Below are 25,339 nucleotides of genomic sequence, written 5' to 3' on the forward strand. Positions count from 1 at the left end.
CCTCGTTTGCTGATGGCCCAGGTGGATTTGCGGCGGCGCGATGTGTCGAGCGGTTCGTTGTCCACCGCGTGGGCGATGGCAAAGAACACGTCGGCGTGCCCGGTCTCGCTGCTGCGCGATGCCCGGAATGTGAGCTGGCCGCCGCCGGTGGTGCTGCGCTTGATGCTCATGAAGGCCAGCGGGATCTCGATGTCTTCCTGATCCCATTCGATGCGATCTGACTCGACCACATCCACCATCTTGAGTACCAGCCGGGCCTTGCTCTCCACGTTGTAGTTAATGGGGGTGATGGTTGACTTGAACACGGGCTGCAGCAGGTCATACACCCCGCTGCCCACCCCGGAGACGTCGATCCCCAGATAGGTGACCCGGAACTTCTTGGCGATCTTCTCTATCTCGTCCGCCTGGTAGCGAAAGTTCATCCCGCGCCAGAAATGCTTCTCCAGCACCCGGAACTTTTCGCCCGGGAACAGCGGCGGGGCGACCACCACCAGGGTGGCGTTATCGCGGGTCCGGCTCGGGTCATAGCCCAGCCACACCTCGCGCTTGCCGAACGGCTCGGGGTGCCCCGGGGTGTAGTCGCTCCAGTTGCTGACACTGGTCTGGGCCCGCTCCATGTGCTGGAACTTGAACACCGAGGCTTCATCGTCCACAAAGGCGCACATGTAGAGGTGATCGAATACCTCGATGGCGGTCTCTTCGCGCAGCGCCTCGATGTCGATGAGGGTGAACCCCTTAGCCACCGCCTCTTCCAGGGTAAGGATGTAGCGCCACACCCGATCCGGGCAGACTCGCCCCCCGTCGCGCAGTTCGGCATCGGTCGGAAACTCGATAGCCTGGCGAGCCGGATCCTTGCCCTTCCAGTCATCCCCGGTCCACAGCTTGTAACCGCCATGGGCCTTGCTGGACGGGGTAGAGAAAAAGGTCTTGCGCCAGTGGGATTGCGAGCCCATGCCGGTGGCCACGTCGGTGACCGCCTTGAAGTTCTTGATCCAGAAATATTCATCGGCGTAAAAGTTGCCGGTGTAGCCCTGGGCACTGTTGGCGCTGGTTGAGCAGAACACCAGCTGCGCGCCGTTGGAAAGCACAATGGGGTTGCCGCTGAGCTCCACGCCTAAGAACTTGCGGGCAATGTTGATGATGTAGGAGCGGAAGATCTCGGCCTGGGCCCGGGTGGCGGACAGGAAGATCTGATTACCACCGGTCAAGATGGCATCCTCCAGCGCTTCGCCGGCGAAATAGTAGGTCATGCCGATCTGGCGGGACTTGAGGATATTACGGGTGCGCGGGATGGCCGGGTCGTTCTTGACCTCCCGCACGTACAGCTGGTGCGGGAACAGGGAGGCCAGCCACCCCTCGAAGTCTTCGGGGCCCAAGTCATTGACCCAGTTCTTGGTCTTCTTGCCGCCTTTCTTCGGCTTGCTTTCCCCACGCTGGCGGCGACCTTCACTCTCGCCCGCCTCACCAGCCTCGTCTGGCGGGGTCGTCTTCCGGCGAGCCTTGAGTGCATGTTCGCGCTCGGCCAGCTTGAGCGCCTCCACTTTGAGGGCGACGTGGTGGCTGATGAGCCGGTCCATCTCGGCCAGGTCGGCGTGGTTCTTCTTCGGCTTGGCGGCCAGCGCCTGGTAACGACGGGTGATCGCATCTTCCAGCGCCTCGTCGCTCAATAGCTCCGTCCAGCCATACTTCTCGGCCCACAGGTACACCACCCGCACGCTGCCAAGGCCGAGTTCCTCCTTGATCTCCCGTGCACTCCAATGGCGCAGATAAAGCCGCTTGGCGGTTTGTCGTACCTCTTCTGTATAGGCCATGAGGCTCCCCAGTCATAAAGCTGGGGCTCATGATACTGAGCCGATCCCGCCCCTCCCGCCGCCTTCATTCGGATGAATTCGGATACCCCCCGCTATCCGAAATCGCCCGAACGCCTCTGAGTGCTCCCCTGAGCAGGCCCCGATAACCTGACGCCAATTCGATACCAGGAGGCCGCCGTGCCAACACCGACAGACTCATCACTGCGCACCGGCTGGGTGGCAATCGCCACTGAGGGCCAGTCCGTGGATGGCCGTGAGATTTCGGCCAAGTGGATCACCGACATGGCCGACACCTACGATCCCACCTTCTACTGCGCCCAGCTCTGGCCTGACCATGAGAAATGGGGCGAGAACCTGGGCTACGTGCAGGCCCTCAAGGCCGACAAGGTAGACGGCAAACATACCCTGTTCGCCATCCTCTGCCCGACCCGCGACCTCATCTATCAGAACCAGCGCGGCCAGTACAAGTTCTGCTCCATCGAGCCGCTGGATAACTTCACCGGTCAGGGCAAAACCTACCTGTTTGCAGTAGGGGTCACCGACATCCCAGCCAGCACCGGCACCACCATGCTCAAGTTTTCCGCCAAGCACCCGTCGCCGACCGTGGGGATCAGCCAGCCGCTGGACTTGTCCGGCTTCTCGCTGCCTGCCGATGAGCACAGCCACCCCGACCGCGTCTCACTCCTGCACAAGGTGTTCAACTTCCTAGGCGGTCACGGCGCCCCGACCGCGGCGATCCCCACTGAGTCACCGACCCGCCCCCAACCCGAGGACAGTACCGACATGAACGAAGAACAGATGAACAAACTGGCGGGGATGTTCACCGCGCTGGGCACCCAGATTGAAACCTTTGGCGCCAAGGTCGACGCGCTGACGGCTGACAAACAACCGGCCGTCACCGAGCCGGCCACCGTCACCGATCCCGCTCCGGTCGACGTCACCTCCGAGCAGTTCTCGGCCTTCGAGCAGACCCTCAAGGGCCTGGGCGAACAGCTGACCGGCCTCAACGCCAAGATCGAAAAGTTCTCGGTAGAAGCACCAGACCAGCGCCCCGATGCCCTGGGCGGCAGCGACACCCACCCGACCGTTTGCTGAGGAACCCTCTGTGAGTCAAACCAAAACCCCGCAGGCTGAGAAGTGCCTGAATCACTACAACGCGTTGCTGGCCAAGGCCTTCAACGTGCCCGAGAACGCGCTGGCCAAGCAGTTCTCGGTCAGCGCCCCCATGGAAACGGTGCTGCGCAGCGCCATCCTTGAATCCACTGAGTTCCTCAAACTCATCACCTGCCTGGACGTGGACCAGCTGACCGGTCAGGTGGTGCAAGTCGGCGCCAGTGCCCTGCACACCGGCCGCAAGGTTGAAGGACGTTTTCGTCGCAAGATTGGGGTCGACGGCAACAAGTACAGCCTGACCGAGACCGATTCCTGCGTGCGCCTGGACTGGAGCACCCTGTGCACCTGGGCCAACGCCGGCCACGAGGGCCAGTTCGTGCAACTGGTGTCCGACTTCACCAACCAGACCTTTGGCCTCGACATGCTGCGGGTGGGCTTTAACGGTACCCACATCGCCGATGACTCCGATCCGGTCAAGTATCCGCTCGGTGAAGACGTCAACAAGGGCTGGCAGCAGCTGGCGCGTGAGTGGAACAAGGGCAGCCAGGTGGTGAAAGCCGCCACCGGCGACAAGATCTATTTCGACCCGGACGGCCACGGCGACTTCAAGACCCTGGATGAAATGGCCTCTGACCTCATCAACGCCACCATCAACCCGCTCTATCGCACCGATCCGCGTCTGGTGGTGCTGGTCGGTACCGACCTGGTGGCCGCGGCCCAAGCCAAGCTCTACAGCGAGGCCACCAAGCCCACCGAGCAGATTGCCGCCCAGCAGCTGGCCAAGTCCATTGCCGGCCGCCCGGCCTACATCCCGCCCTATTTCCCGGCGAACGGGATGTGGGTCACCACCCTGGCCAACTTGCACATCTACACCCAGCGCAACACCCGCAAGCGCAAGGCCGCCGACAACGACGACACCAAGGGCTTTGAAAACCAGTACTGGCGTCAGGAAGGCTATGCCATCGGCGAATATGAAGCCTTTGGCAGCTACGAAGAGGCCGACGTGGCGGTCGGGGCGCGCCCTGCCGCCCCGCCTGCAGGTGCTGACACGCACAGCGAACCGGAGGCCTAACCATGGCCCTCTCACCTGGCATGCGTCACAAGCAGCAGGTCCTGGCCCAGTTGGGGGCGGCGCAAGCCGCCACCACCGGGCAAGCCACAGGACTTGTGGCCAACAGCTTGCACCTGCAGCTGATTGCCCTGGAACAGGACATGGCGCGGCTCAAGGCGCTGGCCAGGATGAGCGACAAGGTGGCGATGAAACGGGACGAGTTGTTCCCCAAGTATCGCCCCTACGTGGACAAGTACCTGGAACTGGCGGCGCTCGGCACCGTGTACCAAAACGCGCTGTTTCAACGCCTGATCGTCTGGGCGTTTGATATCGGCGATCTGGAGACCGCCATCAGCTGGGCGCTGTTGGCCATCGAGCAGAACCAGCGCACCCCGGGCAACATCAAGCGCGACTGGGCCCATTTCACCGCCGACACCGTGCTGGGCTGGGCCGAGGAGCAAGCTGCGCTAGGCCATGGCGTCGAGCCCTGGTTCTCCCGGGTGTTCGACAAGGTGCGGGGTGACTGGCGCCTCAACGAACAGGCCACCGCCAAATGGTACAAGCTGGCCGGCTGCCTGCTGCTGCGTGACAAGGACGGAGTCCCCCGCCCCAGCGCGTTGGCAGACAACGCCACCCTGGAGCAGGCCGACCACTGGCTGGCCCTGGCCGAGAAGACCCACAGCAAGATCGGGGTCGGTACCTTGCGCCACAAGATCGCCATGCGCCTGCGCGCGCTCAACCCAGAATAACGACTCCCACGCCACCGCGCCCCGGCGGGGATGAGCCTGCAGCTGACCGCTCGCACCGCGCTCAATCCCGTGGCCTCAGGGGCGCCCCAATTGATAGGGCAGCACATGATTTCAGGCAAAAGCATCCGCTACAGCGAGCAGACCATCACCAATGACGGCTTTTGGCCTGACGTGGTGTGTGGCAACTTCGAGCGCCGGCGCGCCCTGCCCGCAGACATGGACAGCGACGCCATCAGTGCGGCCCTGCTGGCGGCCATCAGCGAGATCAACCTGCAGCTGACCCGCCACCAGACCACCTTGCGAGCCCAGGGCTACACCGAGGCCGGTCAGGTGCCCGGCCCCCGCCTCGCCGGCGGCAACAACGCGCTGACCGAGACCTACCTGGCCGCGGTCTTTGCCCGGGCCAAAGCCATGCTGCTGCCCGAGTTCGCCACGGTCACCGAGCGGGACGCCCGCAAAGACCTGGCCGAGCGCGCCCCTGACCTGCGCGAGCAGCTACTGGCCGAAAGCCAGCAGCTGGTGCGCAGCATCAAGAACAAGCACCGGGTCGGGGTCTCGATGATATGAGCGAGACCAACGAGGCCCTGCATCCCCAGGGGTATTTCCTGTGGGCCCTGCACCGCGAGCTTGAGCGCGTGCTGCCGGCCCGCTGCGCCCGTTCTCTCGACAGTTGGATGGAGGGCGGCACCATCAGCCTGGAACCCAAGGACATGGGGATCACCGGGATGGATCTGGCCTGGCTCAAATACACCGCCGTGTTTTCCCTGGAAAGCCTGCCGTTTCGCGAATGCCGCACCGAGACCCTGCTGGCGGTGATCGCCAGCTGGATACAAGAAAACGACCCCTTCCGCGAGCGCTTCGCCCTGCCCGATCCCACCTATGACGTGGTGCCCAATGACGAGCACAGCGCCGACCTGGATCTGGAGGTGAAGTTCGCCGAGCCCCTGCGCATCGTGGAAGACCCGGACGGTGCAGTCCGCTGGCTGGATAAGACCTGGACCGTGGCCCCCTTTGAAGTGTGGGTGGCCGATGACATCACACTGTCGGTGGCGGGCAGCGCCCACTCCGTTCACCGCTAACCCCGAGACTTAAGGAGCCCGCGCCATGTGGCCTTATGTGCAGATCAACAACTTGAACCAGATGCAGGGGCCGGTGACGGAGGTCGAACGCCACCTGCTGTTCATCGGCAGCGCCGCCAGCAACACCGGCAAGCTGCTCTCCCTCAATGCCCAGTCAGACCTCGACCAGTTGCTGGGTACCGGTGACAGCGAGCTCAAGGCCAACCTGCTGGCCGCCCGCGATAACGCCGGCCAGAACTGGAGCGCCGGCGCCTATGTGCTGCCCACCGACCAATCCTGGCTTGATGCCGTGCGCAGCGCCCAGCAGACCCAATCCTTTGAAGGGGTCCTGGTGCTGGGTCAGGAGTGGGACCAGGCCAGCATCAACGCCGCCCACGCCCTCAACCAGGAGCTGATCGCCAAATGGGGGCGCTGGCAGTTCATGCTGCTGGCCGTGCCCGGCATTGTTGCCAAGCCCGTCGGCAAGGAGGACACCGCCCAAGCCTGGAGCGACTACGAGGCCATGCTGGCCGCCCTGCAAGAGGGCATCAAAGCCGACTCCATCAGCCTGGTGCCCCAGCTTTGGCCCAACCTCGCCGGCGCCTATGCCGGGCGCCTGTGCAACCGAGCGGTGAGCATCGCCGACAGCCCCTGCCGGGTGAAGACCGGCGCCCTGGTCGGCCTTGGCAACAAGCCGGTGGACAAAGACGGGATCCCGCTGCCGCTGGCCACCCTGCAGACCCTGGAGCAGAACCGTTACTCGGTACCGATGTGGTACCCGGACTATGACGGCACCTACTGGGCCGACGGCCGCACCCTGGATGCCGAGGGCGGCGACTACCAGGTGATCGAAAACCTGCGCATTGCCTACAAGGTGGCACGCCGAATGCGCATCCGGGCCATTGCCCGCATCGGGGATCGCTCGTTCAACTCCACCCCGGGCAGCACCGCCATGGCCATCACCTACTTTGGCAAAGACCTGCGCACCATGGCCAAGGCCACCACCATCAACGGCCAGCCGTTCCCGGGCGACATCGCCTCCCCCCAGGATGGCGACATCTCCATCCAGTGGACTGCCAAGAACCTGGTCTCGGTGTTTGTGGTGGTGCGTACCGTGGACTGCCCCAAGGGGATCATCGTCAACATCATGCTCGATCTGAGCCTCAACAATGGGGAGGGTTAACCCGTGACCAAACGCTTTTCCGGTATCAACTTCGACACCACCCTGATGGGGGCCATGGTCCACGTCGAAAAGGCCAGCCTCTCCATCACCGACAACAGCGCGGTGGCGCAGACCCGGGGCATTCCCGATGGCTATGTGGATGGGGATGTCGCCGCCGAGTGTGAATTCGAGCTCGATACCAAGAACCTCAAGCAGCTGATCGCCGCCGCCAAACGGGCCGGCAGCTGGCGCGGGATGGAGCCGGACGATGTGCTGTTCTACGCCAGCACCGGCAGCGAGGAGATCAAGGTGGAAGCCTTCGGCGTCAAGCTGAACGTGGCCGACCTGCTCGACATCGACCCCAAGGGCGGCAGCAAGACCGTGCACAAGGTGAAAGGCTTCGTCACCTCCCCCGATTTCATCCACCTCGATGGCGTGCCGTACCTCTCCAAGGACGACACCCGCCACCTGATGGATTAAGGGGAACGCCTTGGACGACATCGACCGCGCCAACCACCACGCCGCCCGCATGCTGGCGGCCCAGCTGGCCAACCAGGTGGGCAAAGGGCATTACCAGGGGGAGAGCCTGCACCAGTGCGAAGAGTGCGATGACCCCATCCCGGAAGGACGCCGCCGCCACATCCCCGGGGTGCGCCTGTGCGTCCCCTGCAAGACCCGCCTTGAGCGGCTGGGTCGCTAATCAGAGCAACGGACATGAACCCTATGCCAAACAAAGACCCCACCTTCTGGACCGCTCTACTGGCCTGGTTGATGGACAACTGGCCCGCCGTCTATGGGGCACTGCTGGCGCTGGCCATCGCCTTCCTACGCATCACCTACGCCGGCGGACGGGGGCGCCGTCGGCTGATCGAATCCCTGCTGTGCGGCCTCATCACCCTGGCGGCCGCCACCGGGACCCATCTGCTCGGGATCCCCCAGGAGGCCACCCCGTTGCTGGGTGGCATGGTGGGGCTGCTTGGGGTCGACATCATCCGCGACCGGGCCGCACTGATGTTTCGCAAGAAGGAGGACAACAATGCCGCGCAGTAACTGCCACCCGCAGGTGGCCGCCTTTCTCGACCTGCTCGCCTATGCCGAAGGCACCAAGGATCTCGGGGACGACGGTTACAACAAGCTGGTCAATCCGGCGGGGTTCTTCACCGACTATCGCACCCACCCGAACGTGCTGGTGCAGGTCAACAAGACCCTGAGCAGCACCGCCGCCGGCCGCTATCAGCATCTGTCCAAACATTGGCCGCACTACCGCGATCAGCTCGACCTGCCGGACTTTGGCCCCGCGTCGCAAGACACCTGGGCCATCCAGCTCATTCGCGAGCGCAAGGCGCTGGACGATGTGCTCAAGGGGCGCATCAGCCAGGCGATCAGCAAGTGCGCCAACATCTGGGCCAGCCTGCCAGGTGCCGGCTACGGCCAGCGTGAACACAAGCTGGCTGACCTGCTGGCCAAGTTCACCGAGTTCGGCGGGGTACTGGCATGAGCACTCTCATCCGGTTCTTGCCGACCATCATCGGGTTTGTCCTTGGCACCCTGTTGTTTACCCAAGGCGAACGGCTCACGCAACGCACCAAGGAGCTGGCCAGCGCCAACGACACCATCAACACCCTGCAGGCCGTCAACAACCAGCAAGCGACCGCCTTCCAGGAACTGCTGATGCAGGCAAAGGGCCTGCGCCTGCTGCTGAGCGACCAGAACGCGACCTTGGCCGAGCTCGACAACCAGAACAGGAAAACCGCCGATGAACTGCAAAATGCGTTGGCCACGCCACCGGCGGGCCGTCCGGACTGTGCTCGCGAGCCTCTGCCTGCTGGCGCTTTGCGCCTGCTCCAGCCAGCCCACCACCGTGGTGCAAACCAAGGTAGTGAAGCAGCTGCCGCCGCCGGGACTGGTGCCCCACTGCCCGGACCCTGACTTTACGGGGACCACCTACGGCGAGGCCGTGCGGTTTATCCCCACCCTGCAGACGGCGCTGCGCCGCTGCCAAACCCAGATAAACACCCTGAACCAGTGGATAACCCAAGAGGAAATCACCCCATGAGCAAGATCACCCCCATCACCCTGACCATCGCCGGCACTGATATCCGCTTTGTGCCCACCATGGTGGCCTACAACAGCTACATCAACGGCCTGTCGATGACCGACAAGGTGGCGCCGTCCCACCAGTACCTCAAGCGCATCGTCGACGCCGACAGCAAAGAGGCGCTCGATGGCCTGCTGGCCCGCCCGGGCGCGGCTCTGCAGATCGCCGCCAAGGTCAACGAGCAGTACGCCCCGGATCTGGATATCGAAGTAAAAAACTGACCGCGCGCGCCGAGGCCATCGAGCACAACCAACTGGAGCAGGTGCTGGCGCTGCGTCGCCACTACCTGCCCCATGAAGATGACGAGCTCGACACCCTGGCTCGCGCCCTCTGGTTAGACAAGTACCACGCCCAACGCCTCGCCCATGCCGTCGCCGAGGGCATCGCCACCGCCTTCAATGGATAAATCATGGCTTCTGTCACCGAACAACTGATCATGAGGATTGCCCTGATAGATGCCGTTACCCGGCCGCTTGAGGGCATCAACAGCCAGCTGAACCGGGTGAAAGAGACCGCGCAAAGCGGCTTTGCCAATATCGCCGGTGGTGGCGCCGCCATGCTGGCCGGCACCATGGCGATCCAGAATGCGCTGGGGCCGGCCATTGAGATGGACAGGGCGCTGGCCGAAGTGGCCTCGCTCGATGTCCATGAAAAGACCCTCAAGCAGCTCTCCGACACCGCGCTGCAGTTCTCCGTCAAGTACGGCGAATCGGCCAGCGCGTTTGTCAGCGCCTCCTACGATATCCAGTCCGCCATCGCGGGGCTGGAGGGCAATGAACTGCCCTCCTTTGCCCGCGCCTCCGGCGTGCTGGCCAAGGCCACCAAGGCCGACACCGCCACCATCACCAACTACATGGGCACCATGTATGGCATCTTCGAGCAGCAGGCCAAGAAGATGGGCAAGGCCAACTGGGTGGAGGACGTCGCCGGCAAGACCGCGCTCGCGGTACAGATGTTCAAGACCACCGGCCAGGGCATGACCGACGCCTTCAAGGGCATTGGCGCCAACGCCACCGCCGCCGGGATCTCGATGGATGAGCAGTTCGCCGTGCTCGGCCACCTGCAGGCCACCATGGGCGGCGGCGAGGCCGGTACCAAGTTCAAGTCCTTCCTGGCCGGGGTCGGCAGTGCCCAGAAAGCGCTCGGCCTCAAGTTCACCGACTCGGCCGGCAACATGCTGCCGGTGCTCGATATCCTGGACAAGCTCAAGGCCCGCTATGGTGAAACCCTCACCGTGGCTGGCAGCGATGAGCTGAAAAAGGCGTTTGGCTCGGACGAAGCGGTCTCCATGATCAAACTCCTGATGAGCAACACCCAGGGCCTGGCCACCAGTATCAACGCCCTGGCAAACACCCACGGCATGGGCAAGGCCGAGCAGATGGCCAAGGCCATGGTAGATCAGTGGAAACGGGTCAAATCAGCCTGGTTCGCGATCCGGGCTGCCGCCTTTGGGGCGGTGCTCCCCGCCATCAACAAGGTGGTGGGCGCCTTTGCCGATGGCGGCGCCGTGGTGCTGCGCTGGACCCGGATCTTTCCCAACTTCACCAAGGTGGTGGGGTACGCCGTGCTGGCCATCGCGGGCCTTGGCATCGTGACCGGGGCTTGGTTGATGCTGGCCGGCCTCGCCAAGCTGGCCACCCTGGCCTGGGCGCTGACCTTTGGTGGCCTCACCGCCCCCCTCACCCTGTTCAAGAAGGCCCTCGCGGGCCTGCGCCCGGTGATCATGGCCGTCAACATGGCCATGAGCCTCAACCCGGCGGTGATCATCATCGGGGCGATCCTGGCGCTGGTCGCCGCCGTGGCGCTGGCCATCATCTACTGGGACGAACTGCGCGCCACCTTCGCGGTGCTGACCGACTTTGAACTGCTGAGCGCCTTCTTTGGTGGGCTGGCCGAGACCTTTGGCCCGCTCGCCTCGCAGGCACTGGCCCCCCTGGTGGATTTCTTGACCCTTATCGTGGGCCTGCTCGGTCAGGGGATCGTCTGGCTCGGCGGCTTCTTTGCGCAGACCAACCAGGCCAGCGTCGGGATCGACAACGTGGCCGATGCCGGCCGCCGGATGGGCAATATCCTTGGGGCGGCATTCGACACCCTGCTCACCCCGTGGCGGGCGCTGATCGCGCTCATCAAGACCGCGCTCGATGCCTCGAATCAGTTCCTGGGCACCCAGTTCGACACCGGCGCCTTGAACGTGGACGTGCTGCCAAAGTGGGCCGCCTCCCCCGTGACGATGGCGCCCCCTGCCAGCGTGGTGAACAGCCCCTTGGCTGACTACCGCCAGCAGGACCAGAGCAAGGTGCCAACAGGTGGCCTTGGCCAGCAATTGATCCAGGCCAATGCGTCGGCCAGTGCGGCCAACCACAAGCCGACCCGCGCCCTGCATATCGGTGAGGTACACATCAACCCCCAAACCATGCCGACACCGGATGAGCTGGAGAAAAACGCCTGGGTGGAGCAACGAGGATGAACGAACCCAAATACATCGATCTCCTGGTGGTGAACGGCGCCTGGCAACTCGATGCCGGCGGCCAGCCGCGTTACACCCAGGACCGCCACAGCATCGGTCAGGACATCAAGCACCGCATCATGGAGTCGGGACTGGCCCGCAAGCTCATCGGCGAGCGCAGCCCTACCCTGCGTGCCGACGTGATGACCGAGATTGAACTGCTGGTAGAAGACGACGAGCGGCTGGTACCCGGCACCATCGTGATCCGTGAAGAGGCCCCCGACCGGGTGCTGGTCACCGCTCGCACCTATGAATTCGGCGATTTGGAGGTAACCCTGTGAACCTGCGCCCGAACGTGGACTTTATGGCCCTGCTGGCCGAGGCCGGTGTGCCGACCACCGAGCAGGCCATGGAGGCCGAGCTTAAAAAGGAGGTGGTGGCCGCCGGCTCTCTCATCACCAACGACAGCGATGTGAGCCCCTTCTGGCGACTGGTGCGCGGGGTGGTCATCACCCCGGCGCTCTGGCTTATCCGCACACTACTGGCGGGCCATGTGCTGCCCAACACCTTTGCGGCCACCGCCACCGATGCCTATCTCGATCTCAAGGCCTGGGATGTGGACCTGACCCGCAAGGCCGCCCAGAAGACCCGCGGGGTGATCCACTTCGTCAAGGTGAACCCTGGCGAGGCGGTCACCATCCCGGCCGATATCTGGATCACCACCGAGCGCATCAACGGCACCATCTACCGGGTGAAGCCCCTGCAGGCGGTGGTCAGCCCCGCCGGCGAGGCGGTAGCCAAGGTGGTCTGCGAGGCGGAGTTCGCCGGCAGCGCCTGGAATCTGGCCCCGGGGTATTACAACCTGCTGAGCGAACCGGTCACCGGCATCCTCTCGGCCCGCAACGATGACAAGGAGTGGATCACCACCCAGGGCGCCGATGCCGAGGGCAACGACGCGCTCGGCCTGCGCATCCAGAACCAGTTTTCGGCGGTGGGGCGCTACCACATCGACGCCATTTACCGCTCCATGCTGGCGAGCGTGGCGGGGATCCGGGCCGATCATATCTTCTTTGAGCATGAGGGTCCCCGCGGCCCGGGGACCGCCAACGCTTACATCCTGCTGGAGGTGGGCGCCACCCCGGCCAGCCTCATCAATCAGCTCAACGACTACGTGGGCCGCCAGGGCAACCATGGCCACGGCGATGACCTGTTCGTGATGAGCATCCCTGAGACTCAGCACAGCCTGACGCTAGCGCTCTGGCTCCAACCCAACCTCACCGACGAGCAGAAAGCCGCGCTCAAGGCGGGCGCCGAAAACCTGGTCAAGGCGGCGTTTCGCCAGTCGGCGGATTTCCCAAGCGTCACCCGCACCTGGCCGCGCTCGCGCTTCTCGCTCTCCCAGCTGGCCCGCGAGCTGCACAGCCAGTTCCCGCAGCTGCAGAGCCTCAAGTTTGCGCAAGATGACATCGTGTCGGGGCTGGCCATCCCGCGCCTGAGCACGCTGGAGGTGACCCTGCATGACTGATCCGACCCCGCTTGAACACGACCTGCAGGCGCCGGTGCTGCCCGATGCCAGCGCCCCCTGGTGGGAAGACGGTTACACCATCAGCCCGGCCCACGCCGAGCCCGGGTTTCTGGCCAAGGGGATCAACGCCTTCTGGCAACGGGTCAAGGGCTGGCTGCTGCTGCCGCTGGCCCAGCAAGACCCGCTGACCTGCTCGGAGTCCCTGCTGACGCTGCTGGCCTGGGAACGGGACATCAGCCGTTTCAACGGCGAGCCGCTGCCGCTCTTTCGCAAACGGGTCAAGTTCGCCTTTGTGAACGCCCGGGACGCCGGCGAGGTGGCCGGCTTTAAGCGCATCTTCGAGCGCCTGGGCATCGGCTGGTGTGACATCCACGAACGCCAGGCCGGCGCCCCCTGGGACGTCATCACCATCGAGGTGACCGATGGCGCCATCGCGGCCAACCAGAAACTGATGGAAACCCTCATTCAACACTATGGCCGCACCTGCCGCCGCTATCGCTTTCAGGTGGTTTACCCGGTCACCGGCATCCTGCAGTTCGGCCGCATCGACATGAGCCAGCAGGTGTTTGGCGCATCACTTAAGAGGAACGCATGAGCCAGATCATTACCAACGCTTTCTCCCGCTACTGGCAGGAGTGCCTGACCAACCAGACGCCGGTGGTGCTCGATGAGTTCGTGCTGGCCAACGTGCCGGGGCTCGATCCCGATACGGCCATTAACCCGGACAGCGGACTGCCGCCGGCGGGCCAGATTGTGCACCGCCACGGGGTGGACCAGCGCGGGCGCATCAACAACGACGCGGTGGCTTACACCATCGTGATGGACACCACGGTCGGTGATTTCAGCTTCAACGCCATGTATCTCATCAACAAGGCCACCGGCGTGGTGGGGATGATTGTGCACAAGGGGCTGGAAACCAAACTCAAGACCAATGAGGCCACCGGCCAGACCGGTAACAGCTTGGTCAAATCCATGCTGATGGAGTACGACCGGGCGGCAGAGGCCACTGCCACCCACGTGGACGCCAGCACCTGGCAAATCGACTATGCCGCCCGCCTGCGCGGGATGGACGACGACCTGCGCCTGCAAGCGCTGCAGTTCTTCGGGCCGGCCACCTTCTATGGCGATGGCTTCAAGCTGGTCAACGAGTCAGGGGTCTACAAGGTGCAGCCCGGGGTGGCCTACGTGGGCGGCCTGCGGGCGGAACTGAACGAGATCAAGAAGGTGACCCCGGGCGCCAAGCCGGTGGGACTCTGGCTCGATATCTACCGGGCGGGCTCCCTGCTCGATGCCTGGGTGAATCACTTCACCCTTAGCTTAAGTGTGCCGGAGCTCACCGACTACCTGGACAGCAACGGCCATCAGCACCATGTGGCCAAGGTGGCCATCGTCAATGCGGACGGCAGCGTCACCGACGTGCGCCGCAAGCGCACCATCGAGCTGACCGGGGACGTCACCGGAAAGGGCATCCTGGAGGACGCCCAAGGCGTCACCATCGCCGTGGAGATCAAAGACGGCAGCCACCGCCACCCGTGGGGGGAGCTAGACCAGGTACCAGCCACCGCCAGCCGCTGGCCCCTCTATGACGAGGTAACCAACAAACCGGATCTGGCCGCGGCCAACCACACTCACCCGGGCACACTGACCAACCCGATCCCGCTGGCCAAAGAGGACCTGAACACCCTCGTCACCCCCAGCGTGTTTCGCCAGGACTCCGATGCCAATGCCGCGGCCTCGCTCAATTACCCCGAACCTCAAGCGGGCTCCCTGACGGTGACCGTCGGGGCCGGGGTGCAGCAGCGTTACCACGTCTACAACACCAGCCGGATCTACACCCGCGCCCAGTACAACACTGGGGCCTTTACTCCCTGGGCCCGGGATTACAACACCCAGAACAAGCCAAGCGCAGATGACGTCGGTCTGGGATTAGTTGTCAACAAAGGCTGGAACACTCAGGCGGTAGCAGATACTTACGCCGTGCGAGACCAATCCGGTGACCTTTATGCTCGCACCTTGCGCAGCAACCTGGTCGATGAACAGCGCATGGTCGGCGCCGTGGCCTTTCGGGTCGACTACGGCAACGACAGCTATCTGCGCTACTGCAGTAGCCAAGCAGCGTTTCGTCAGTGGCTCAACCAGGCAGCCACTGGCTGGGAGGTGGGCTGGCGTTTAGGGATCTCTGATCCTAACTACGCAATGACCGAATACCACATCCCGGGCAAGTGGGCAGTGATGACCTACCTTGCTAGCGATGGCGCGTTTCGAATTGCTTCCTCGAACGGTGTCGGAGGCGCGACCTTCACCCGCATGACCATCGACACCGGGGCCAATGTCACCTTTGCAGGCGCGGTGAATGATGGCTCTGGCCGTTGCTACAGCCCGGGCAACCAACCCCACTACACCCACAACCACACTGCCGCCCAGGGCAACCAGGACATCGTCGCCAGCGGCTGGGGGCAGATCGGCACCTACATGATGGCCGCCGTGATCCCGGGCCACTCTGGCGCCATGAACCCCACCGCCACCATCGCCGGTTCATCGCTGCGCCCCGCCAACTGCTCGGAGTGGGGCCAGAACCGCGACTGGGCACTGCCGGGGACTTGGAAATGCCTGGGATTCATCACGGATAACAGCGACGACCGTTGGGACGACCGCACCACCTTGTGGCTGCGCATCGCATAAGCACAGGAGAATCGGATGGAACGAATTGAAGTACTCAGCGCGGCCCGCCCGCGCCATTATGCCGCGGATCCCGACAGCATCACCCTGGATGTACGCTTTGCCCATCTGCCCGACCCCGTGCAGTTTGCGGCCCGCAAAGATGACCTGGAAGCACACGGCCGCGAGCTCTACAGCCGGGCGGTGTTCGGCGAGTTTGGCGATATTGAGGTGATCCCGGTGCCACCGCCGACCGAGGCAGAGCAGCAAGCCCGCCTCGATGCGCTGCTCAAGCAGGCCGCCAATGCCATGGCCCCGCTGCTCGACGCCGAGGCGCTGGGCATCATCAGCGAGGTCGAGCGCAAACAGCTCACCGCCTGGCAGCGCTACCGAGTCGCCCTCTATCGCCTGCCGCAAGGCGATGGCTGGCCGACCGAGGTCAGCTGGCCGGAAGCGCCGCGATGAGCTGGATACAGGGGCCACTGCGCTGGCCCGCCAGTGCCGGCAGCCTACATACCCGCGCCCACGGCGTCCTGAGTCAGCTCCCGGCCACCCAGGACAGCGCCATGGCCCGCCTGCAGGGTCTGGCTGGGCGGGCTCAGTACCGGCCCCACCCACTCAGCGAAGCGGCCGCCGCGCTGGCAGGGCTGCGCAACGAGCTCGACCGCCTGCTGGCCACCGGCCGCTGCCTGACGGTCACCCCCTACCAGCACGGGGTCGGCCAACAGCAGGGCCAGCAGTTCAGCCTGGCCGCCCCCAATGCGGTGGCCACCCTGGCCGCCAAGCTGCAGGACGGGGCCGATCCCCTCCTGCCCAGCGGGCAACTGCATGCCCTCGCCTGGCTGGTCACCGGTAACAGCGCCGACGCGCTGGCTCGCCAGCTGGCGATTCTCTGCGCCCTGCTGCCGTTGCCGGAGTGGTGCGCTACTCTACGCCGGCTCACTGCCGACAACGACCCCATGAGCCAGCCCACCGCGGCCAAGGTGCCGCGCTGGCGCGCCGATGAGCCACTGAGCTGGGCACCGCTACGCCCCGCCCGCCTGGCGCTGGGGGCAGAGCTGGCCCAGCTGGAGAGCCTGGCCCGGGACAGCCAAACCCCGATCGCCAAGCTGCAGGGGCTGGCGACACGTCGTGCCGATCGTCTGACTACCCTCGCCGAGGCCTTGGCCGAGCTGGATACCCTCTCCGGCACCCTCTGGCACTGGCAAGGCCAGGGGGATGCCGCCAGCCTTGCCACTCAGCTCGGGCAGAGCACGCCACCCGACCACAGCCAGAGCATGACGGTCGCGGCCCTGCTGCTCTCCCCATCCCCGCTCACCTTCTGGCAGGAGTTAACCCCATGAGCCAAGCCATGCTGACCCTCGATGGCGAGCCCATCATCATGAGGTCGATGCGGGTCTCCGCATCGATGCAGTTTCAGGACAAGGACCAGAGCGGCCAGACCAGCTCGACCAGCAGCGCCGAACAGGGCGCCAAGGCCAAGGAGCTCGACGTCTCCGGCCTTATCCCGTTCAAGGATGAGCAGATGCTGAGTCGGCTGTTTGAGCTAGCCGATGCCAAGGGCAATGGCGGCAAGCGCCACGTCTACCGGGTCGGGTCGCTCTTGGCCAAGTCGGTGAAGGTGCGCCAGGCCAAGTTTGCCGGCCGCATCACAGCGAGCGAACAGGAGGGGCTGCTGGCCTGGCAGGTGCAGTTCACCTTGAGGGAGTTCAACTCGGTACCGGAGAAGCGCGAAGCCCGTTTACCTGGTAGCCCCGCCAACCTTGGCAAAGGCTCCACCGGCACCACCGCAGCCAAAGGCGGCCAGGGCCAAAGCGGCGATGAGAAGCTCTCCAAGGGGGAGGCGTTCTTTAAGAAACTGGACGACAAACTGGGGGATGTCCTGGCATGAAGCTGACCACCCGTCTGACCATCAATGACCAACCGGCTCACCTGGTCGAGCACGACATCATGCTGGATCTCAACGCCGGCGGCCGGGCAGCCCTGACCGCCCAGGCCAAGGTGCAAAAAGGCCAGCCGATCGCCATCGATGTCGGTTACAACGGCGAGCTGCGCCGCTGGTTCACCGGTTACGTGTTCGATGTGCAGCCGGCCGCGGCGGGCTCTGTGCAACTACTCTGCCGAGAACTGGCGGGCGTGCTGGCCGGTCGCCTCCCCATCAGCATGCAGCATGCCACCCTGCGCAACCTACTGGCCTGGCTCAGCACCGAGACCGGTCTGGTGTTCATGCTGCCAGCGGCGGCTGACTATGCAGACCGGCCGATCCCCAACTTCACCAGCGCCGGCACCGGTTACCAGTTGCTGGAGCACGCCGGCCGCGCCTTCGAGGTACCCGACTTTGTCTGGTACCAGCAACCCGATGGCGCCATCTTTGTCGGCAGCCACGCCGATTGTCGCTGGCATGATCGGGAGGTCGAAATTGACCCGGCCTGGACTGCCCGCCAGGCGGGTAACCTCATCACCTTGTCCCCGGTGCCGGCCATGCGTCCCGGGGCGACCGTCAACGGTAAGCGGGTCACCCGGGTGCGGCTCAAAGGGGATGAAATGACCCTGACCACCGTCACCCCGGGCAAAGTCAGCAAGTCGTTGGAGCGGCGCAAGATAGAGGGGGAGTTCCCGGAGCTGGCCGACAAGATGCATCTGCCCAAGTTCGGGCAAGTCGAGACCATCAGCGACCAGGCCAGCGCCGGCCAGCTCAATGACCCCTTTCGCCCCCGCTATGCAGTGGATGTGCAACTGCTGGGTGAGGATGGTCAGCCGGACAAGGCCGCGCCACTTTATCGGGCGGTGCCGCTGCCGGTGCAGTTCGGCGGGCAGGAACAGGGCCTGCTGCAGTTCCCCCTTGAGGGGACGCTGGTTGAGCTGGGCTTTGCCTTCGGGCGGGCCGACCGGCCCTTTATTCGCACCGTGCTCGGCAGCGGCTGGGCCCTGCCGGACATCGCCCCGGGCGAGCAGCTGCAGCAGCAACGGGCCGAGGTGTTCAGCCGCACCGATACCGTGGGCAACCTGAGCCGCCACACCGACCGGCGCCTGCATGACCAGGCCCTGCAGATGCACCACCAGAGTGACGATTACCTGGGGGAACATGGCCAGCATCGGCTGCAGGTGGCCCAGCACAGCATCGAGGAGGTGGGCGGGCTCAAGCTCATCGAGGCGCTGGGCGCCGTCGAGCTGCTGGCCGGGGATGACATCACCCTGGGAAGCCTGGGCAACATGAGCCAGACCACGGCGGGGGATCTGATAGAGGTGGTGGGCCAACTGCGCCGGGCGGTTGCCGGCGAATTGCAGCACCTGGAGGCGCCCCGTTCGTGGATGGGGACCGAGAGCGTGAACATCTTCCGGCTGCTGCTGCAGCTGATGAACGTTGTGGAGCAGCTGGCCGCAGCCACTGCCAGCCACACCCACGGCAGCGGGCCGGCCCCCGGTAACAGCGAAGCCATGACTCAACAGGGCCAACAAGCCAAGCTGCTGGCCAGCCAGCTCTCCCCCATCATCGAATAGGGATGCACACATGATCTCACTGACCCTAAATCAAGGCGCAATGCACCACCTGCTGGCTCGCCTGGACGCCGCCGCTCTGCCACCGGCGAAACGCCGACGCATCACCCAGCAGATAGGCCGCGAGGTGGCCAAGGTGAACCGCCAGCGCATCAGAGCCGGCAAGGCACCTGATGGCACAAAGTGGGCACCGACTAAGAGCAAGCGCAAACACAAGCGGCTGACCGGCCTCTCCAAGCGTCTACGCTCTCGCGGTACCGAGGACGCGGCAATCATCGATTTTGACTCCCGCTTTGCGGGAATGATCGCCAACCAGAACCACCAGGGGATGTCACAGCCATTCACGGCAGCGCCGCCCAAGCCAGCACAACCGAGGAAGTCAGAGCGGGGCAAGAAGAAGGAACCGTTCAAGCCTACGGATAGCCCTTGCACCCGCAGCCAGGCGCAGCGCCTGCGTGCGCTGGGGTACAAGGTGCTGTCAGACCGGGGCGCTCGTCGTCGCTACCGCAAGCCCTCCCTCAAGTGGATACGGGAACATCTCAGTGTTACCCGGGCAGCCATCCTGATCAGGACCACCACCGGAGAGACCAGGAAGAACCGTTGGACGGTAGAGACCCCAGCCCGCCCCATGCTCCCCCAGGCAAGTAGCGACGAACTGCTGGCCATCGCCGCCAAGGCATTCCAGAAGATGGGATGGGGCGCCGACCAGTAACCCGCAGACCATCACACCGCACACGACAGCGACGCACCAGCGTCGCTTTTTTGTGGCCAGCCCCTGCCCTGCAGCCCAGGCGCGACGGAGGAAACGCGCCGCTCACGGAATCCGCACTCCTCCCCCCCCACCTTCGGGCTAAAAATGTGGCGTTTTTTGCACAAATAAAATGGTGCAAATCCATGGTCTAACCCGCGCCGTGGCTGGGTTCTTGGGGGGAATTCAGAATTTCACAAAACGTCATTTGATGATCGTTTTGGGGTAGTTTGATCACACCAATCAGGCGACGCGAAAAACGTAAGTCATTGATGGTAAAGTGATAACGTTCATTTTCCGTGAGGGTCTGGCACGGCGTGATGGATCTGGTATGACCACGATTGGAAAGCGGGCAAGCCTTATGCGGCAGGGCTTGGAAGGCAATTTGCGCAAGGATCTAAAATTTCACGAGTGAAGCAGTCAGGAGCTCAAAAGCTGAGAAATGGACGCCTGATACAAAGACGAAACCCCAGCGATAGCTGGGGTTTCTGCTGCCGGCATGACCAAGTAAATGGCCAGGGAATGGCGCCGCATGAACTGGGCATAACCAAACAGCGCGGCATAATACTCGCACCAAACCATCAGCGACAACCATCTCCTCATCGGTTATGAAAACAAAATAGCAACCACGATTTTGAACAAAACCCAGAGAAACAAACATCCGGCCGCCAACATCACCACACTTTTCACCAATAGGATGGCCCCATCAATAATGCCGCATAGGGTGCGCCAAAACCCAGGGCGTTCATCATCTGGCGTATACGTTCCATTTTGAGGATTTGACGTGCTAGACCAAGACACCCCAGTTCCTGGAATTCCTACTGTGGTCCTAATACCTCTCTTCCCAACGTTGACCGTAGCACCGGGCTTCCCTATCGATGTAGATACTCCACTTTTACTCAGATTCAAGTTTATGCCAGGGGCAATTTTGATTCGCTTGCGAAACTTCAATGCCATCTTCACCACTCTCCAAGGGTGTTTTCGTATGGCACTAACAATAACATCCATACAAATGGAATAACTACTACTGCTAATAGAATGGCTGACACAGACGTGGACATCATGAGGACATCAAAACAATAAATTCTTTATTTCTCAGTTACATAATCAAAGAAAAAAGGAGGCCTAAGCCTCCTTCTTACTTGTCAAGCCATCACGCTCTTTTCAGTTGCGCTTCTGCTGCTTCCATCTCTCTAGCTAACTGCTCTTCTTTGCGCTGAGTAGCCAGCACTTCAGTTGCAATTCTTTTCATCTCGCAATCTACAAACCGAGTGAGAGCCTGTCGAACCAACGGTTGGTAACCGATACCATTAAGCTCCGCAATCGTTTTCAAATTCTCAATCAGCCCTTTCTGCAGCCTGATTGAGATTGGCTGCAGAGACAGAGCTTCGTTAATCAGCTCGTCGGTAGAGTGGTTAGATACAGCTACATACTGTTCGTCGGTGCCCAGAACCCCCGCGTCCCAGGCTTCTTCTGTGCCTAGAATCTTCTCTTGGTGGGTGCTCATAGAATTGATCCCTCGCATGTTTATATTTACCGCCGCAGACTTCGGCGTACATCTCTTTTTTAGCTCACGCCCATGTCTTATGGGAGCCAAATCAAACGGCGTATTTATTGTAGATGCCAATCTCAATCTGATTGGCTGCGTATGCAGTTTTGATGTGAATGTCGCCGTTTCTACGCATAAAACAGACCTTAAGCTTAATGCCTCGATCCGTCTCAGCAATAAACCACTCTGTCGGAGGGTTGGTTTGGTGATCTTCTCGGGTATCGATCAGAAACCCCTTCTCTCTGTTTGCGAAAGCTTCAATGACCTCGCTCTCTTCAACACAGTGCTTTACCTTTAGCTTAGCCCTGACAGCCGCTGATACGATAAGTGCCAAACCAGCCCCCATGCATTTACGTTGTATATACAGCGTATATCGCTAGGATTCTCGCGTCAACATGATCCGAAGCAATGAAAGGGGAAACTGGGAGCTCAATCAGAAAATGGCAGCTCTCGCTGTCGCCATTCTGTCGCCACTTGGCAATAGAAAAACAAAAGGCCATCCCTGAGGATGGCCTTAAGTCATTGAATTCTAATGGTGCCCGGGGTCGGACTCGAACCGACACGGTTATTCACCGGCGGATTTTGAATCCGCTGCGTCTACCGATTTCGCCACCCGGGCAACTGCGAGGGATTATACGAATGGCGCTTGGGCATGCAAGGTGTTTTTCTTGTGCCCACAGTCGTTTGCTCATTTATTCAACGCCTTGCCGAGGCAAGGTCAGTTAAATAGAATGCCCGCATCATATTAATGGAATAAGAACGATGGCCAAGCGTAAACCCGTCCAACCGACCACTCCCCCTCCTCCCACCCAGCGTCACCCCTCCGCCGGTCTGCTGCGCCGGCTCGGCGCCCTGATCTATGACTATCTGGTGGTCATCTCATTGTTGATCATCGCCGGCTTTATCGGGATGGGGGTAGCCCATCTGCTGCTGGCCACCGGCATGGCAAGCGTCCCCGAGGGCAAAGACGCCTCCTGGCTGCTGACCAGCCCCGTCTACAGTGCCTGGCTCGCCCTCGTCATCTGCGGTTTCTACACCTGGTTCTGGACCCGCGCCGGCCAGACCATCGGCATGCGCGCCTGGCGTCTGCGCATCCAGAATGCCGACGGCAGCAACATCCGCATCACCCAGGCGCTGATCCGGCTGGCAACGGCGGCCTTTGGCCTCGGCAACCTGCTCTGCCTGTTGAACCGCAAGTCACCTCGCGCATTTCAGGACATCTGGTCCGAGTGCGAAGTGATCGTGCTGGGCAAACAGGAGAATCTGGAACAGCTCAATCGCTGATCCCAAAAGGCGGCAACGAAAAAGGGCCCCCCAGGGTGCCCTTTTTGCTGGCCGACGCGTATTGCTTGCGGCTCAGGATATGGACGGAGATACCGCTAAACAGCAGTGCAGCAAGAGCGATGGCCGCCTTTGTCAGCAGCAACACCCCCCTTCAGGTCGCTACTGCTTGCGGCTCAGGATATAGAAGGAGATACCGCCAAACAGCAGGCTCGGTGCTATGGCTGCCAGGATCGGTGGCACCGCGTACACCAGGCTGACGGGACCGAACACCCGATCGCTGACGTAGACGGCAAAGCCGGTCATGATCCCCATCAGCATCCGCGCGCCCATGCTGACCGAGCGCAGCGGACCGAAGATGAAGGAGGAGGCCAGCAGGATCATGGCCACCACCGAGAGCGGTGACAACAGCTTGCGCCACATCTCCAGCTTGTAGCGCCCGGCATCCTGCTTGTTGGCATCCAGATAGCCGATGTAATCCAGCAGTCCCGCCACCGGCAGGTTTTCGGGATCGACGCTCACCACCCCCAGCTGTTTGGGGGTGAGCTCGGAACTCCACTCCATCTGGGGCTGGGTCTCGCTCAGGATCTGTTTGGGATCGTCAAAACGGGTCACCTGCACCTGCTTGAGCAGCCAGTGATGCTGCTCGAACACCCCTTCCTGCGCCTGCAGGATATCGATCAGCTTGCGCTCCGGGGTGAAACGGTAAAGGGTGATGCCGGTCAACGCGCCATCGTTGCGCACCCCGTTGATGTTGACGAAGTTGTTGCCATCGCGCGCCCACACCCCGTAGGCCGATACGGTCAGCCGCCCTTCCGACAGGGCCCCCGCCTTGATGTCATCCGCCATCCGCTTGGCGATGGGCGCCACGTACTCCCCCATCAGCCCCACCAGGAGCATCAGCGGGATGGCGGTCTTGAGCGCCGCCATCACGATACTGATCTTGGAGCGGCCCGCCGCCTGCATCACCACCAGCTCCGAGCTGGTCGCCAGCTGGCCCAGACCGATGAGGCCGCCCAGCAGGGCCGCCAGCGGGAAGAAGAGCACCGCCTCTTTCGGCATGGAGAGCAGCACATAGTAGAGGGCGCTGAGCATGTCGTAGTTGCCTTCCCCTACCGACTTCAGCTGCTCCACGTACTTGATCAGCGCCGCAAGGCCCACCAGCGTGATCTCACACAGCAGGACCGACATGAAAATGATCCGGCCGATATATCTATCGAGAATGCCAAACATCAGCAGAAACTCCCCGGTTGCAGCATCATGCTGATTTTTCCCTCAAATACAGACGTATGGAGCGGGGGCGACAGCAAAATGACCCGGTCGCCATGTCTATCGAGAATGCCAAACATCAGTAGAGACTCCCAGATGGCAACATCATGCCGATTTTCTCTTGAAATAGAGGGTCTTGACCCCGTTCCACCAGCTGGTGCCCTGCAGGTTGAGCGGCAACCCGATCAGCAGCAGATAGACCAGCGGCACCAGGAACATGCCGGGCCAGTGCGGCAGCCGGCCGCTGTCGATGGCTGAACGGGCGGCACTGAGCAGCAGGAAGTAGGAGAGGTAGAGCAGGATGGCCGGCAACAGCTTGGCATAGCGGCCCTGACGGGGGTTGACCCGCGCCAGTGGCACCACCAGGAAGGTCAGCACCAGAATGGAGAGCGGCAGTGACAGGCGCCACTGCAGTTCGGCCATCAGCTGGTTGTCCTGGGTGCCCAGCAGCTCCATGGTCGGCTTGGCCGCCGCCTTGCGGTTGGAGCGCTCCATCTCCTGCTGGCGGATCACCAGGCTGTACTCGTCAAACTCGGAGATCTGGAACTGGCGGGTATTGAAGTGCCCCTCGTAGCGAGAACCATCCTTCAGGGTCAGCCACTGCAGGCCGTTGCTGTCGACCGTGACCACCCCTTCGGTCGCCACCACCACTGACGGCGGCTTGCCATCCTGGGAGCGCTGCAACACGAAGATTTTCTGCAGTTTGGAGCCCTTGTCATTCAGGTCCTGGATGTAGGCCACCAGGCGACCCTTGTCGAGCTCCATGAAGCGGCCGGCCTGCAGGAAGGAGATCCCCGGATCTGCCTTGAACTCGTCGATCACCTGGTACTCGCGCTCCTTCGCCTGCGGGGCAATCCAGCCGGTATTGAAGGCGGCGACGGCCGCCGTCAGCAGGGCCAGTACCATGGCGCTGCGCATCACGAAACGGTGGCTGAAGCCTACCGCATGCATCACCGTCATCTCGCTTTCAGCGTAGAGGCGCCCGTGAGCGAACAAGATGGCCAAAAACAGGCTGATGGGCAGCATCAACAGGGCCATATTCGGCAGGTTGAGCAGCAGCAGGGTGGAGACCAGGCGCGTCGGCACCTCACCATCGGCGGCATCGCCGATGATCTGGATGAATTGCTGGCTGACGAAGATGAGCAGCAGCACGAATAATACCGCCAGCTGGGTTTTCAGGGTTTCCCTGAACAAATATCGGAAAACGATCACAGTCATTCCCAAGTAAACTTGTGTTTTTAGTCGAATGCCTGAAAAATAGGGCCGTATATTGGATTTTTACCAGTTTGAACTGCGGGGCCAGTGCCTGTTCGCTCCGCCTCT

Annotated in this window: 30 protein-coding genes, 1 tRNA gene and 1 pseudogene; 25 read left to right on the forward strand and 7 right to left on the reverse strand. The window is 62.6% G+C overall.

Features of this window, described 5'->3' with window-relative positions:
- Positions 1-5: 5 nt before the first annotated feature.
- Positions 6-1,811: pseudogene (locus AB5Y95_RS04465) on the reverse strand (terminase family protein); the annotation flags it as partial.
- A 177-nt stretch (positions 1,812-1,988) separates the two neighbouring features.
- On the opposite strand from AB5Y95_RS04465, the gene AB5Y95_RS04470 reads away from it, so the two are divergent.
- From AB5Y95_RS04470 to AB5Y95_RS04585, 24 genes are all read left to right on the forward strand, one after another.
- A complete protein-coding gene (locus AB5Y95_RS04470; RefSeq protein WP_368159636.1) occupies positions 1,989-2,906 on the forward strand; it encodes a GPO family capsid scaffolding protein in 918 nt (305 codons plus the stop codon).
- 10 nt (positions 2,907-2,916) lie between these two features.
- Positions 2,917-3,996, forward strand: coding sequence for a phage major capsid protein, P2 family (locus tag AB5Y95_RS04475; protein ID WP_368159638.1), 1,080 nt, complete (start codon positions 2,917-2,919; stop codon positions 3,994-3,996).
- Positions 3,997-3,998: 2 nt separating this feature from the next.
- A complete protein-coding gene (gpM, locus tag AB5Y95_RS04480; protein WP_042066260.1) occupies positions 3,999-4,724 on the forward strand; it encodes a phage terminase small subunit in 726 nt (241 codons plus the stop codon).
- 105 nt (positions 4,725-4,829) lie between these two features.
- Positions 4,830-5,291 (forward strand): head completion/stabilization protein, encoded by a 462-nt coding sequence (locus tag AB5Y95_RS04485; RefSeq protein WP_368159640.1) that lies wholly within the window; start codon positions 4,830-4,832, stop codon positions 5,289-5,291.
- A complete protein-coding gene (locus AB5Y95_RS04490) occupies positions 5,288-5,803 on the forward strand; it encodes a phage tail protein (protein WP_368159641.1) in 516 nt (171 codons plus the stop codon). Before AB5Y95_RS04485 ends, AB5Y95_RS04490 begins: the two co-directional genes overlap by 4 nt.
- A gap of 25 nt (positions 5,804-5,828) precedes the next feature.
- Positions 5,829-6,965 (forward strand): DUF2586 domain-containing protein, encoded by a 1,137-nt coding sequence (locus AB5Y95_RS04495; protein WP_368159643.1) that lies wholly within the window; start codon positions 5,829-5,831, stop codon positions 6,963-6,965.
- Positions 6,966-6,968: 3 nt separating this feature from the next.
- Entirely contained in the window at positions 6,969-7,424 is a 456-nt protein-coding gene (locus tag AB5Y95_RS04500) for a phage protein (RefSeq protein WP_044800823.1), read from the forward strand.
- Positions 7,425-7,434: 10 nt separating this feature from the next.
- Positions 7,435-7,644, forward strand: a complete 210-nt coding sequence (locus tag AB5Y95_RS04505) for a TraR/DksA family transcriptional regulator (protein ID WP_368159646.1) — start codon at positions 7,435-7,437, stop codon at positions 7,642-7,644.
- A gap of 23 nt (positions 7,645-7,667) precedes the next feature.
- Positions 7,668-7,994 (forward strand): phage holin, lambda family, encoded by a 327-nt coding sequence (locus AB5Y95_RS04510; RefSeq protein ID WP_268000005.1) that lies wholly within the window; start codon positions 7,668-7,670, stop codon positions 7,992-7,994.
- Positions 7,981-8,442 carry a glycoside hydrolase family 104 protein gene (locus AB5Y95_RS04515; protein ID WP_368159648.1) on the forward strand — a complete coding sequence of 154 codons (462 nt, stop codon included), beginning with the start codon at positions 7,981-7,983 and terminating at the stop codon, positions 8,440-8,442. Before AB5Y95_RS04510 ends, AB5Y95_RS04515 begins: the two co-directional genes overlap by 14 nt.
- Positions 8,439-8,873, forward strand: coding sequence for a hypothetical protein (locus AB5Y95_RS04520; RefSeq protein ID WP_368159651.1), 435 nt, complete (start codon positions 8,439-8,441; stop codon positions 8,871-8,873). The genes AB5Y95_RS04515 and AB5Y95_RS04520 overlap by 4 nt, the downstream gene beginning before the upstream one ends.
- Positions 8,809-9,000 carry a hypothetical protein gene (locus tag AB5Y95_RS04525; protein WP_368159653.1) on the forward strand — a complete coding sequence of 64 codons (192 nt, stop codon included), beginning with the start codon at positions 8,809-8,811 and terminating at the stop codon, positions 8,998-9,000. Before AB5Y95_RS04520 ends, AB5Y95_RS04525 begins: the two co-directional genes overlap by 65 nt.
- Positions 8,997-9,263: a putative phage tail assembly chaperone gene (locus AB5Y95_RS04530; RefSeq protein ID WP_043122797.1), complete on the forward strand. Its 267-nt coding sequence runs from the start codon at positions 8,997-8,999 to the stop codon at positions 9,261-9,263. Before AB5Y95_RS04525 ends, AB5Y95_RS04530 begins: the two co-directional genes overlap by 4 nt.
- A gap of 41 nt (positions 9,264-9,304) precedes the next feature.
- Positions 9,305-9,448, forward strand: a complete 144-nt coding sequence (locus tag AB5Y95_RS04535; RefSeq protein WP_167335816.1) for a hypothetical protein — start codon at positions 9,305-9,307, stop codon at positions 9,446-9,448.
- Between the two features lie 3 nt (positions 9,449-9,451).
- Positions 9,452-11,509 (forward strand): phage tail tape measure protein, encoded by a 2,058-nt coding sequence (locus tag AB5Y95_RS04540; protein ID WP_368159657.1) that lies wholly within the window; start codon positions 9,452-9,454, stop codon positions 11,507-11,509.
- Positions 11,506-11,829 (forward strand): DUF2590 family protein, encoded by a 324-nt coding sequence (locus AB5Y95_RS04545; protein WP_230122758.1) that lies wholly within the window; start codon positions 11,506-11,508, stop codon positions 11,827-11,829. Before AB5Y95_RS04540 ends, AB5Y95_RS04545 begins: the two co-directional genes overlap by 4 nt.
- Positions 11,826-13,013 carry a baseplate J/gp47 family protein gene (locus tag AB5Y95_RS04550; protein ID WP_368159659.1) on the forward strand — a complete coding sequence of 396 codons (1,188 nt, stop codon included), beginning with the start codon at positions 11,826-11,828 and terminating at the stop codon, positions 13,011-13,013. The genes AB5Y95_RS04545 and AB5Y95_RS04550 overlap by 4 nt, the downstream gene beginning before the upstream one ends.
- Entirely contained in the window at positions 13,006-13,608 is a 603-nt protein-coding gene (locus AB5Y95_RS04555; protein WP_368159661.1) for a phage tail protein, read from the forward strand. The genes AB5Y95_RS04550 and AB5Y95_RS04555 overlap by 8 nt, the downstream gene beginning before the upstream one ends.
- Positions 13,605-15,695 carry a phage tail protein gene (locus tag AB5Y95_RS04560; protein WP_368159664.1) on the forward strand — a complete coding sequence of 697 codons (2,091 nt, stop codon included), beginning with the start codon at positions 13,605-13,607 and terminating at the stop codon, positions 15,693-15,695. The genes AB5Y95_RS04555 and AB5Y95_RS04560 overlap by 4 nt, the downstream gene beginning before the upstream one ends.
- A 15-nt stretch (positions 15,696-15,710) precedes the next feature.
- A complete protein-coding gene (locus AB5Y95_RS04565; RefSeq protein WP_368159666.1) occupies positions 15,711-16,136 on the forward strand; it encodes a tail fiber assembly protein in 426 nt (141 codons plus the stop codon).
- Entirely contained in the window at positions 16,133-17,014 is an 882-nt protein-coding gene (locus AB5Y95_RS04570) for a hypothetical protein (protein WP_368159668.1), read from the forward strand. Before AB5Y95_RS04565 ends, AB5Y95_RS04570 begins: the two co-directional genes overlap by 4 nt.
- Complete coding sequence (locus tag AB5Y95_RS04575) at positions 17,011-17,562, forward strand: hypothetical protein (RefSeq protein WP_368159671.1); 552 nt, start codon at positions 17,011-17,013, stop codon at positions 17,560-17,562. Before AB5Y95_RS04570 ends, AB5Y95_RS04575 begins: the two co-directional genes overlap by 4 nt.
- Complete coding sequence (locus AB5Y95_RS04580; RefSeq protein WP_368159673.1) at positions 17,559-19,172, forward strand: hypothetical protein; 1,614 nt, start codon at positions 17,559-17,561, stop codon at positions 19,170-19,172. The genes AB5Y95_RS04575 and AB5Y95_RS04580 overlap by 4 nt, the downstream gene beginning before the upstream one ends.
- A gap of 10 nt (positions 19,173-19,182) precedes the next feature.
- A complete protein-coding gene (locus AB5Y95_RS04585; protein ID WP_368159676.1) occupies positions 19,183-19,881 on the forward strand; it encodes a phage virion morphogenesis protein in 699 nt (232 codons plus the stop codon).
- 642 nt (positions 19,882-20,523) lie between these two features.
- Here AB5Y95_RS04585 and AB5Y95_RS04590 read toward each other — a convergent pair.
- From AB5Y95_RS04590 to AB5Y95_RS04605, 4 genes are all read right to left on the reverse strand, one after another.
- On the reverse strand, positions 20,524-20,925 hold the full coding sequence (locus tag AB5Y95_RS04590) for a DUF4236 domain-containing protein (RefSeq protein ID WP_338324608.1): 402 nt from the start codon (positions 20,923-20,925) through the stop codon (positions 20,524-20,526).
- 145 nt (positions 20,926-21,070) lie between these two features.
- Entirely contained in the window at positions 21,071-21,424 is a 354-nt protein-coding gene (locus tag AB5Y95_RS04595) for a hypothetical protein (protein ID WP_124252049.1), read from the reverse strand.
- Positions 21,425-21,515: 91 nt separating this feature from the next.
- The gene (locus AB5Y95_RS04600) at positions 21,516-21,800 is read right to left on the reverse strand and encodes an ADP-ribosyl-(dinitrogen reductase) hydrolase (RefSeq protein WP_124252050.1); all 285 of its coding nucleotides are present in this window, start codon (positions 21,798-21,800) and stop codon (positions 21,516-21,518) included.
- Between the two features lie 199 nt (positions 21,801-21,999).
- Positions 22,000-22,085: transfer RNA gene (locus AB5Y95_RS04605), tRNA-Leu, on the reverse strand.
- A 143-nt stretch (positions 22,086-22,228) separates the two neighbouring features.
- Here AB5Y95_RS04605 and AB5Y95_RS04610 point away from each other — a divergent pair.
- A complete protein-coding gene (locus AB5Y95_RS04610) occupies positions 22,229-22,750 on the forward strand; it encodes an RDD family protein (RefSeq protein WP_368159680.1) in 522 nt (173 codons plus the stop codon).
- 159 nt (positions 22,751-22,909) lie between these two features.
- On the opposite strand, the gene lptG is transcribed toward AB5Y95_RS04610, so the two are convergent.
- Both lptG and lptF read right to left on the reverse strand, forming a co-directional pair.
- A complete protein-coding gene (lptG, locus tag AB5Y95_RS04615) occupies positions 22,910-23,980 on the reverse strand; it encodes an LPS export ABC transporter permease LptG (protein ID WP_368159683.1) in 1,071 nt (356 codons plus the stop codon).
- 141 nt (positions 23,981-24,121) lie between these two features.
- Complete coding sequence (lptF, locus tag AB5Y95_RS04620; RefSeq protein WP_017765325.1) at positions 24,122-25,234, reverse strand: LPS export ABC transporter permease LptF; 1,113 nt, start codon at positions 25,232-25,234, stop codon at positions 24,122-24,124.
- Positions 25,235-25,339: the final 105 nt, after the last annotated feature.

Source organism: Aeromonas sp. R5-3, from assembly GCF_040908225.1.
Taxonomy (GTDB): domain Bacteria; phylum Pseudomonadota; class Gammaproteobacteria; order Enterobacterales; family Aeromonadaceae; genus Aeromonas; species Aeromonas dhakensis.

What these genes read in the sequence shown, in the direction of transcription:
- AB5Y95_RS04590 (WP_338324608.1), bottom strand. Translation starts at nt 20,925, where the DNA reads ATGGATGTTATTGTTAGTGCCATACGAAAACACCCTTGGAGAGTGGTG.
- AB5Y95_RS04520 (WP_368159651.1), top strand. Translation starts at nt 8,439, where the DNA reads ATGAGCACTCTCATCCGGTTCTTGCCGACCATCATCGGGTTTGTCCTT.
- AB5Y95_RS04585 (WP_368159676.1), top strand. Translation starts at nt 19,183, where the DNA reads ATGATCTCACTGACCCTAAATCAAGGCGCAATGCACCACCTGCTGGCT.
- AB5Y95_RS04595 (WP_124252049.1), bottom strand. Translation starts at nt 21,424, where the DNA reads ATGAGCACCCACCAAGAGAAGATTCTAGGCACAGAAGAAGCCTGGGAC.
- AB5Y95_RS04575 (WP_368159671.1), top strand. Translation starts at nt 17,011, where the DNA reads ATGAGCCAAGCCATGCTGACCCTCGATGGCGAGCCCATCATCATGAGG.
- AB5Y95_RS04565 (WP_368159666.1), top strand. Translation starts at nt 15,711, where the DNA reads ATGGAACGAATTGAAGTACTCAGCGCGGCCCGCCCGCGCCATTATGCC.
- AB5Y95_RS04545 (WP_230122758.1), top strand. Translation starts at nt 11,506, where the DNA reads ATGAACGAACCCAAATACATCGATCTCCTGGTGGTGAACGGCGCCTGG.
- AB5Y95_RS04580 (WP_368159673.1), top strand. Translation starts at nt 17,559, where the DNA reads ATGAAGCTGACCACCCGTCTGACCATCAATGACCAACCGGCTCACCTG.
- AB5Y95_RS04490 (WP_368159641.1), top strand. Translation starts at nt 5,288, where the DNA reads ATGAGCGAGACCAACGAGGCCCTGCATCCCCAGGGGTATTTCCTGTGG.
- AB5Y95_RS04510 (WP_268000005.1), top strand. Translation starts at nt 7,668, where the DNA reads ATGCCAAACAAAGACCCCACCTTCTGGACCGCTCTACTGGCCTGGTTG.
- AB5Y95_RS04555 (WP_368159661.1), top strand. Translation starts at nt 13,006, where the DNA reads ATGACTGATCCGACCCCGCTTGAACACGACCTGCAGGCGCCGGTGCTG.
- AB5Y95_RS04560 (WP_368159664.1), top strand. Translation starts at nt 13,605, where the DNA reads ATGAGCCAGATCATTACCAACGCTTTCTCCCGCTACTGGCAGGAGTGC.
- gpM (WP_042066260.1), top strand. Translation starts at nt 3,999, where the DNA reads ATGGCCCTCTCACCTGGCATGCGTCACAAGCAGCAGGTCCTGGCCCAG.
- AB5Y95_RS04540 (WP_368159657.1), top strand. Translation starts at nt 9,452, where the DNA reads ATGGCTTCTGTCACCGAACAACTGATCATGAGGATTGCCCTGATAGAT.
- AB5Y95_RS04515 (WP_368159648.1), top strand. Translation starts at nt 7,981, where the DNA reads ATGCCGCGCAGTAACTGCCACCCGCAGGTGGCCGCCTTTCTCGACCTG.
- lptF (WP_017765325.1), bottom strand. Translation starts at nt 25,234, where the DNA reads ATGACTGTGATCGTTTTCCGATATTTGTTCAGGGAAACCCTGAAAACC.
- AB5Y95_RS04570 (WP_368159668.1), top strand. Translation starts at nt 16,133, where the DNA reads ATGAGCTGGATACAGGGGCCACTGCGCTGGCCCGCCAGTGCCGGCAGC.
- AB5Y95_RS04485 (WP_368159640.1), top strand. Translation starts at nt 4,830, where the DNA reads ATGATTTCAGGCAAAAGCATCCGCTACAGCGAGCAGACCATCACCAAT.
- AB5Y95_RS04610 (WP_368159680.1), top strand. Translation starts at nt 22,229, where the DNA reads ATGGCCAAGCGTAAACCCGTCCAACCGACCACTCCCCCTCCTCCCACC.
- lptG (WP_368159683.1), bottom strand. Translation starts at nt 23,980, where the DNA reads ATGTTTGGCATTCTCGATAGATATATCGGCCGGATCATTTTCATGTCG.
- AB5Y95_RS04495 (WP_368159643.1), top strand. Translation starts at nt 5,829, where the DNA reads ATGTGGCCTTATGTGCAGATCAACAACTTGAACCAGATGCAGGGGCCG.
- AB5Y95_RS04530 (WP_043122797.1), top strand. Translation starts at nt 8,997, where the DNA reads ATGAGCAAGATCACCCCCATCACCCTGACCATCGCCGGCACTGATATC.